General features: G+C 63.6%; 7 protein-coding genes. All 7 read left to right on the forward strand.

All coding sequences use genetic code 11. The features are described 5' to 3' along the window. Positions 1-1,464: CTP synthase (locus QZ079_RS06140; RefSeq protein ID WP_297036454.1), on the forward strand; the 1,464-nt coding region annotated here is incomplete at its 5' end. A gap of 31 nt (positions 1,465-1,495) precedes the next feature. Then, entirely contained in the window at positions 1,496-2,485 is a 990-nt protein-coding gene (locus QZ079_RS06145; protein ID WP_297036457.1) for a site-specific tyrosine recombinase, read from the forward strand. A gap of 384 nt (positions 2,486-2,869) precedes the next feature. Then, positions 2,870-3,304, forward strand: a complete 435-nt coding sequence (locus tag QZ079_RS06150) for a division/cell wall cluster transcriptional repressor MraZ (RefSeq protein WP_291288288.1) — start codon at positions 2,870-2,872, stop codon at positions 3,302-3,304. A gap of 21 nt (positions 3,305-3,325) precedes the next feature. Beyond that, positions 3,326-4,291, forward strand: coding sequence for a 16S rRNA (cytosine(1402)-N(4))-methyltransferase RsmH (gene rsmH, locus QZ079_RS06155; protein WP_297036460.1), 966 nt, complete (start codon positions 3,326-3,328; stop codon positions 4,289-4,291). A 94-nt stretch (positions 4,292-4,385) separates the two neighbouring features. After that, the gene (locus tag QZ079_RS06160; RefSeq protein ID WP_297036463.1) at positions 4,386-4,895 is read left to right on the forward strand and encodes a cell division protein FtsL; all 510 of its coding nucleotides are present in this window, start codon (positions 4,386-4,388) and stop codon (positions 4,893-4,895) included. Between the two features lie 13 nt (positions 4,896-4,908). Further along, on the forward strand, positions 4,909-6,792 hold the full coding sequence (locus QZ079_RS06165; protein ID WP_297036466.1) for a penicillin-binding protein 2: 1,884 nt from the start codon (positions 4,909-4,911) through the stop codon (positions 6,790-6,792). Between the two features lie 244 nt (positions 6,793-7,036). Beyond that, the coding region (gene murF / locus QZ079_RS06170; protein ID WP_297036469.1) for a UDP-N-acetylmuramoyl-tripeptide--D-alanyl-D-alanine ligase at positions 7,037-8,194 on the forward strand (1,158 nt) is incomplete at its 3' end.

The raw sequence follows: 8,194 nt of genomic DNA on the forward strand, positions 1-8,194 counted from the left end.
GAGAGCGACCTCGACCTCGGCCACTACGAGCGCTTCATCGACGAGAATCTCACACGCGACTCCAACTTCACCACAGGTGCCATCTACCGCTCACTCATCACGCGCGAGCGTCGCGGCGACTTCCTGGGCGGAACCGTGCAGGTGATCCCACACGTCACGAACGCCATCAAGGACAAGTTCCGCCGCATCGAGGAACAGACGGGGTCGGATGTGGTCATCACCGAACTCGGCGGCACGATCGGCGATATCGAGTCCCAGCCCTTCGTGGAGGCGATCCGCCAGTACAAGAAGGATGCGGGTGCGGAAAACGTGTGCTATATCCACGTGAGCCTCGTGCCCTACATCGCCGCTGCGCACGAGGTCAAGACGAAACCCACGCAGCACAGTGTGAAGGAGCTCCGCAGCCTCGGCATCCAACCGGATATCATCGTGCTGCGCTCCGACCATGAGATCGACGACGCCATCCGCCACAAGATCGCAAGTTTCTGCGATGTGGACGAGGATTGCGTCTTCACGAACGAGGACTGCGCCTCCATCTACGACGTGCCGAAGATGCTCGCCGACCAAGACTTCGACTTGCGCGTCTGCGAGCGCCTGGGGCTCGATCCGCGCGAGCGGCATATGGACGACTGGTATGCGTTTCTCGAGAAGAAGGATCACGCGAACCACCATGCGGACACGGTGAAGGTTGCCGTGGTGGGCAAGTACACGCAGCTGCCCGACGCCTACCTCTCCGTCATCGAGGCCGTGCGCCATGCGGGCATCTTCTTCGACCGGCATGTGGATGTGCAGCTCATCGACGGTGAGGCTCTCGCTTGGGAGGACTGCCCTGCGGTGCTCGGCGACGCCGCGGGCATCGTCGTGCCGGGCGGCTTCGGCGTGCGCGGTCTGGAGGGCAAGATCTGCGCTGCTCGGTACGCGCGCGAGCAGAAGATTCCCTATCTCGGGCTCTGCCTGGGGATGCAGGTCGCCGTTTGCGAGTTCGCACGGCACGTCGCCGGGCTTGCAGATGCGAACTCCACTGAGTTCGAACCCGAATGCGCCCATCCTGTCATCGACCTTATGAGCTCGCAGGAAGACGTGACCGAGAAGGGCGGAACCATGCGCCTGGGCGCGTATCCCGCGAAGCTCGGCGCAGGCACGCTCGCGCGTGAGGCGTATGGCGAGGAGCTTGTGTACGAACGCCACCGCCACCGCTTCGAATTCAACAACGCCTACCGCGACGACCTTGAGCGCGCGGGGCTCGTCATCTCCGGCGTCTCGCCCGATGAGGCGCTCGTCGAGATGGTGGAGCTGCCTGCCGCCGAGCATCCCTGGTTCGTTGCCACGCAGGCACACCCCGAGTTCAAGAGCCGTCCCACCCGTCCGCAGCCGCTGTTCCGCGAGTTCACGCGCGCCGCGATCGCGCGCCACGAGTGCGTCGACCATCTGCAGGTGACGCCGAAGAACGTAGCAGGGGAATAACATGGCGAGACGGGGAGGCCAAGAGAGGGGGATGGCGTGCCGAGAAGGGGGTGCCCGGTCGGTTCCGCGCCGCAGCGCCGACGGGGCGTGCCCGTCGAACCGCTCCGCCGCCCCCGCCTCACCGCTTGCCAGCGCCGTCGAGGAGTACCTGGTCTACCTCGCCGTCGAGCGAAACCTTTCCGATAACACCGTCGCTGCATACCGCAGAGATCTCGCGGCGTACCTTGGGTTTCTTTCGGAGCGCGGCATCGAGGAGCCCGACGGCGCCGAGCGCTTTGATATCGAGGACTTCACGGCGACCCGTCGCGACGCGGGCTACGCCGATGCCTCGATCGAGCGCGGGCTCTCCGCGATCAAGGGCTTCCACACGTTCATGGCGCGCGAGGGGCTCGCGCAGACGAACCCCACCTCGGTGATGCATCTTCCTCGGAAGGAAGAGCGCCTGCCGGATCTTATCTCCATCGACGCTGCGACCAGCCTGCTCGACCAGCCCTTCCCGGCTACGCCCGCCGGCGCGCGTGACCGCGCCGAGCTCGAGATGTTCTACGGCTGCGGATTGCGCGTCAGCGAGCTCTGCGGGCTCGATCTGCGCGACGTGTATCTTGACGAGGAATTCCTCCGCGTATTCGGCAAGGGGTCGAAGGAACGGCTCGTTCCCATCATGGGGAGCGCGCGACGCGTGCTCGAGGAATATCTCGACGGTCCGCGCTTTGAGCTCGCGGCGCACGCGCGGAGCGCGACGAAGACCTCTGCGGTGTTTCTGAACAAGAACGGCGGGCGCATCTCGCGGCAGTCCGTGCACGCTATGTGCGAGCGCTATGGCCGCATGGTGGGTATCGAGGGATTACACCCGCATACACTGCGCCATTCGTTCGCGACGCACATGCTCGCCGGTGGGGCGGATCTGCGCGTACTGCAAGAGATCCTCGGCCACGCGAACATCGCCACCACGCAGATTTACACGCATCTCGACCGCACCCAACTGCAGGAAGTATACCTCGCTGCCCATCCGCGCGCCTAGTTGCCTTGCGGGATGGCACCCGGCGGCGTTCGGGGCGGCGTGGCTTCGCGTTCGCATCCCGTGCGCCCGCGGAGGCACGTCTTCACATTTACGTCACGCTTGGTCTCGGGTGAGGCGAGGCGGTCTTCAATCATAGGTAGAACAACCGAATATTCAGCGCCGTGCTATCCGCGGTGGCCGTTGAAGTGCCCGAACACAACATCTTGTGTTGGGAATGCGGGTCGTCTGTTGGCTCAAGGTGTCGTTTGGGGGTCGAGTGGGTACCGTTGGGGGAGAAAGTGGGAAAAAGTGTTGCGAAAAGGGGAGTCAACCCATAAGATAAGAGACGTCGACAGCGGGGTGGCTCCCGCATCTGCCCACGAGTAAGCCTAAGGGGGTGCAGCGGTGTCTTTGTCAGGAACCTACGATCGCAATCTCGATGCGAAGGGTCGCCTGTCGCTCCCGCCTGCATTCCGGAAGGAATTCGGGGATCAGGTGCGCGTCCTCGCTGCTCCTGAAAAGGAGATCGACGCCATGTACGTGTTCACCAAGGACGCGTTCGAGGACTGGGTCATGTCGGTGTTCGAGGCGAAGGGTGGTTTCGACCCTACGAACAAGCAGCATCGACTGGTTAAGGAGGGCTTGTACGGCGTGGCAACCACACTCGATATAGACTCCGCCGCCCGTATCAGCCTTCCCGAGTCAGTCCGCGAAGAAGCCCACCTCGACCGTGAGGTCACGATCGTCGGCAACGACGACCGCTTGGTGGTCTGGGACCGCTCGAAGCATCTGGCTCGCAAGGCCGAGACGAAGGCGGCTCTCGAGGACTTCTTCAACTAGCGCACCGCGGAGGAGACGTGCATGGCAACGGGCACTTTGACACCTGAATATCGGCATGAACCCGTAATGCTTCACGAAGTGCTCGACGCGCTCGAGCTCAAGAGCGGATCGGTGGTGTGCGATTGCACGCTCGGCGGCGCCGGCCATTCCGCGAGGATGGCGCAGGCGATCGGCGAAGACGGTCTGCTCATCGGCATCGACCAAGACGACATGGCGCTCGAAGCGGCGGCCAAACGGCTGGACGCGGAGGCACCCGGGGTGGCGCACAAGCTTCTGAAGGGGAACTTCGGCGACCTGGATGAGCTGCTTTGCCAAGCGGAAGTGCCCGGCGTGGACGGCATCCTGTTCGACTTGGGCGTCTCGAGCCCGCAACTCGATATCCCTGGAAGGGGTTTCTCGTACAACGAGGATGCCCCGCTTGATATGCGGATGGATCCGGGAACAAACACCCTAAACGCAGCTGAGGTCATCAACACCTATACCGAAGCCGACCTCGCCCGGATCCTACGCGTATACGGTGAGGAGAAGTTCGCTTCGCAGATCGCGCGCGAGATCGTGCGACGCAGGCAGGAGCGTCCCTTCGAAACCACCGTGGAGCTCGTCGACGCCATCAAGGCGGCGATTCCCGCGGCGGCACGCCGTCATGGGCATCATCCTGCTCGCAAGACGTTCCAGGCGATACGCATCGAGGTCAACCACGAGCTCGATGTCCTCGAGCGCGGCCTCGAGGCAGCGGTCCGCTGGCTCAACCCGGGAGGGCGCATCTGCGTCATCTCGTATCATTCGCTTGAGGATCGCATCGTGAAGCGGCTCTTCCAGAAGCGGAGCCAGGGTTGCACGTGCCCGCCGGACCTTCCGGTGTGCGTATGCGGAAACGTGCCGGTACTCAAGGTCATAACCCGAAAACCGCTGGTTGCGAGTGGCGAGGAAGTCAAACGCAACCCGCGTGCGAGATCTGCCAAAACGCGCGTCGCGATACGCCTGTAGCGAGGAGCGCCGCGCTTATTGGGACCATCCCGCAACGTAGCAAGAACGCAGCGTAAACGTACTACTAACACACTTGGGATGGGAGGCATGCGCGGTGGCGTACTTTGATTCCAATGCGGCGTATGCCTTGGACTACCAGGCTCAGCCGAATTACGCGCCCGATTATGAACGCGCGCCGCTCGAGCGCCCCTCGGAGCACCCGCGCTTCGACGTCCTCACCGGTGCAGGGCGTGAGGCGAACCAGATCGTGAGTCCGGCCTTCACGCATGTCGTCAAGGTCTTCGCCGTGCTCGTGTTCCTGTTCGTGTCCATCGGCGTGGTGCGCGTGACGCTCGCCAGCGTGACGACGTCGATGCTCAATCAGAACGCCGAGCTCTCGGCCTCGCTCGAAGCGGCGCACGATGAGAGCTCGAACCTTGAAGTCATGAACACGGTCTACGGTGCCGATACGCGCATCCGCGACCTCGCGACCGGCGCGCTCGGCATGGTCGAGCCGGAGCAGGGCATCACGCTCGATTTGAGCGAGACAGCCGATGCCGAGGACGGGGCGGATGCGACTGGGCAGCAGGCACCCGCCGAGACAGCATCCGAAACAGCGGAATAGAGCGGGAGGAACCATGGCGCGTGACCGGTACACCGGGGGGCGCGGCAGGGACGGGGAGCGCCGAGGCGCTTCGAGCTCCCGCAGGCAGCGAACGACAGGGTTTGACGGACGCGATGCACGCAGGCGCGACGATTCCGGTCGTGCGGCGCGCTCGCGTTCCAGCAGCGGTATGGGGCGCGGCGGGTCGGGCAGACCGCCTCGTGACGGCTCGCCCCATACACTTCTTAACGATACCTCCGAGCAGGGGCTCGTCACCCGACGCAACGTCGTGCTCGGGGTCTTGGGCGCGGGACTCGGGCTCAGCGTGCTCAAGCTCTTCGAATACCAGATCGCCAACGCTTCGACCTATCGCGGGCGTGCGGATTCCCGTCGCCTGTCGAGCCAGACGCTCTTCGCCAAGCGCGGAACCATCTACGACCGCAACGGCAACGTGCTCACCTCGAGTGTGGAGTGTCAGAACGTCTACGTGAATCCCAAGCTCATAGAGGATGCGGATGCCGCGGTCGATGTGCTGGTGGAAGTGCTCCGCGTCGATGCGGACTGGTGCCGTGAGCAGGTCACGGCAGATACGACCTTCAACTACATCAAGCGCCAGGTCGACCAGGAGGATGCCGATCTCATCGCTGAGCGTGGTATTGTCGGCATCGAGTTCGAGCAGTCGATGAAGCGCGTCTACCCATACGGTAATCTCGCATCGCAGGTACTCGGCGTGGTGAACGTCGACAACGCGGGACTTTCCGGTCTCGAGGTGTACTACGACGAAGACCTGACCGGGACGAACGGCTCGATCGTGCGCGAGCGCGGCCGCGATGGCTCCTTCATCGCGGGAGGCGCCTACGAGAAGGTCTCTGCGCAGGATGGCACCGACCTCGTGCTCACGCTCGATGTGAACATCCAAACCGCGGCAGAGCAGGCTATCGCCGATGCCGTCACGCGCTCCAGCGCGAAGAACGGCTCGATGATCGTGCTCGACCCCACCACGGGCGAGATCCTCGCGGCGTGCTCTTCGCCCACGTTCAATCCAACGGATCTGGCGAACACGAATGCAGCCGACATGAACCTGCGCATCGTCACCGATGCCTACGAACCGGGCTCAGTGTTCAAGACCGTCGTCTCGAGTATGGCGATCGATCTGGGGCTCATGACGCCCGATACGACGTTCACGGTTCCGGCGAAGGTGAAGGCCGGTGACGACTGGGTCACCGACGTCGATAATCGCGATTACCAGATGGAGATGACGCTCCGCGAGATCCTACGCCGCTCCTCGAACACGGGTATGGTGCTCGTAGGAAACGAGATCGGTGCCGACAATTTCGCCGAATACCTCGATCGTTACGGATTCGGTGAGTCGACGGGAATCGATTTTCCCGGCGAGGCAACGGGTATCGTGCGCGAGCGGGATGCGTATGACGGATCGAGCGTGCCGTCGATGTCCTTCGGCCAAGGCATCTCGCTGCCGCCCGTCGCGGTGGCGCGCGCTGTCGCCGCGATTGCCAACGGTGGCGTGGCATGCACCCCGCATTTCTTGAAGTCGCGCCACGGCGAGGCCATCGATTGGAGCGAGGGCGAGAAGCGCATCATCGAGGAGGAGACCGCGCAGGCCGTCACATCCATGATGGTGACGGTCGTGGACGAGGGAACCGGTTCGGGCGGTGCCATCGATGGCTACGACGTGGCGGGCAAGACCGGTACGGCCGAGCGCGCCGATGAGTCGGGCGGCTATGCGGAGGGCAAGTACATGGCGTCGTTTATGGCGTTCGCCCCGGCATCCGATCCGAAGGTGCTCGTCTACGCGACGCTCGACGATACGTCTTATCTTTCCTACATGGCATCTCCCGCCGTCAAGGAGGCGATGGAGCAAGCCCTCCAGATCCTCGGCGTGAAGCCCACGAGGTAGCGTATCACCCTAGGGACGGCTGAAATGTAGAATTACCCCAGCGACTTTTTTACATGGCTCTGTAAAAGAATCCTCAATAAGCACGTTGAGCCATGTAAAAAAGTCGCTGGGGTAATTCTACATTTCAGCCGTCCCCGAAGCCTATCCGGCTCTGAACCTCTTGTGCGTTCGGTACGGCGGGGCGCAGAGGAGCCTGTGGCTACGGTAGAATAGCCCGTTGACAAAACTCAACCAAGGGGAAGACATGGTACAGGTTCAGATTCAAGACATCCTTTCCATGGAGTGGCTTTCCGCGCCAGTGGCAACCCTCGTTGCGGGCGATCCCGCGCGCACCTGCTGCGGCTGCGTCATCGATTCGCGCCAGGTCGAGCCCGGTTCGATCTTCGTGGCGTTTCCCGGCGAGCGCGTCGACGGCAACGATTTCGCCCGTTCTGCCATCGAAGCCGGCGCCGCGTGCGTCGCGCTCACGCGCGTGCCCGAACCGGAGCTCATCTCGTGTGCCGAGGGCCGCGGCTGCGTTGTTCTTTCCATCGAGAGCGGTGAGGCGTTTCTGCTCGCGCTTGCACGTTTCTGGCGTGAGCGTCTGGGCTGCACCGTTGTGGGCGTGACCGGGTCGATCGGCAAGACTACGACGAAGGACATGCTCGCCCAGATCCTTTCCACCACCTATCGCGTCCATGCCACAGCGGGCAATTTCAACAATCTCATCGGCATGCCGCTCACCATCCTCTCGGCGCCCGAGGACACGCAGGTGCTCGTGCTCGAGATGGGCATGAACACGCGCGGCGAGATCGAGCAGCTCTCGCGCGCGGCGCGGCCGAACATCGCGGCGATCACGAAGATCGGCACCTCGCATATCGGCATGCTGGGCAGCCGCGAGAACATCGCACTCGCCAAGATGGAGATCACCTGCGGTATGCAGCCCATCCCGGAGGGCGCCGAGGTGGGGGAGCCCCATGCGGCGCCCGTGCTCGCGCTTCCCGCGGATGACGACTTCTTCCCCTTCTTGCTCGAACATATCGCCGACTACACGCCGGGAATCGAGCCCGTGCGGTGCGGCGCGCATGCGGGCTGCGACTACCAGCGGGGCGACATCGCCTTGGACGACGAGGGGCATCCGCACGTGAGCGTCGAGCTGCCGGGTTGCCGTTCGCTCGAGGTCGTGCTCTCCACGGTCGGTGCGCAGACGGTTTCGAACGCGGTGCTCGCCATCGCCGTGGCCGATAGGCTCGGGGTGGCTGGCGAGGATATCGTTCGCGCGCTCGGCGACCTCACCGTCACGGGGCGCCGTCAGGAGATTCGCCGCGCTGCCACCGGCGCGCGCGTCATCGACGATTCCTACAACGCGAGCCCCGAGTCCATGGCGGCTGCGCTCGATCTGCTCTGTCTCCTGCCCGCAACG

The organism is uncultured Enorma sp. (assembly GCA_905210055.1).
Taxonomy (GTDB): Bacteria; Actinomycetota; Coriobacteriia; order Coriobacteriales; family Coriobacteriaceae; genus Enorma.

What these genes read in the sequence shown, in the direction of transcription:
- QZ079_RS06145 (WP_297036457.1), top strand. Translation starts at nt 1,496, where the DNA reads ATGGCGTGCCGAGAAGGGGGTGCCCGGTCGGTTCCGCGCCGCAGCGCC.
- rsmH (WP_297036460.1), top strand. Translation starts at nt 3,326, where the DNA reads ATGGCAACGGGCACTTTGACACCTGAATATCGGCATGAACCCGTAATG.
- QZ079_RS06165 (WP_297036466.1), top strand. Translation starts at nt 4,909, where the DNA reads ATGGCGCGTGACCGGTACACCGGGGGGCGCGGCAGGGACGGGGAGCGC.